The following is a 579-nucleotide window of genomic DNA, read 5'->3' on the forward strand; positions in this document are numbered from 1 at the left end:
GGCAACCCAATCGCCACTTAAAAACTCTCGATCACAGAGCACGCATTTTATTTGACATGGCGCGATGAATTGAAGCAATTGATCAAATAATTTGCGTCGATCATTAAAGTCAGAGTTGCCACATTTTTTATCTGTCAGCAGTGACCACATAAATGGAATCGAAACGCCCTTGTATGCGATGCTAACCACAAGATAATTGATGTGTTTTTTGCCAAATTTCCAATTGGTTCTATCCATGCATAAAGTGATTGGCATCGACAATGCCAAGATCTCACAAATACTTTGGTATAGACGTTTATGCGAGAATGTAAAACGTTTCATAAAGCGTTGTAAACGTTTATAAACTGATGCTTCTTTGCTTTGTGTTGGGAAGCTTCGTGCCAGCTTTGCCATGTTAATGCTTCGTACAACAAATAATCCCAAAATAATGAGTGTTAGGCATTCTAAAGTGTGACGAGTATCGTTAAAATAGTGCTTAAGTAGTTGCTGAAGTTCCTTTGTGTGTTCCATGCTTCTTTTTATTACGTTTTTAGCAAAACAAAAATGACATGAAAACGCTTAAAAATAAAGGGGTTCAGA

The 579-nt window shown here is 37.1% G+C and carries 1 pseudogene; it reads right to left on the reverse strand.

Going from position 1 to position 579, the window contains the following annotated elements:
• Window positions 1–510, reverse strand: a pseudogene (locus DNK84_RS08755) (hypothetical protein); the annotation flags it as partial.
• Window positions 511–579 lie beyond the last annotated feature (69 nt).

Origin of the sequence: Facilibium subflavum (genome assembly GCF_003574485.1) — a bacterium.
In the GTDB taxonomy this organism is placed as follows: domain Bacteria; phylum Pseudomonadota; class Gammaproteobacteria; order Francisellales; family Francisellaceae; genus Facilibium; species Facilibium subflavum.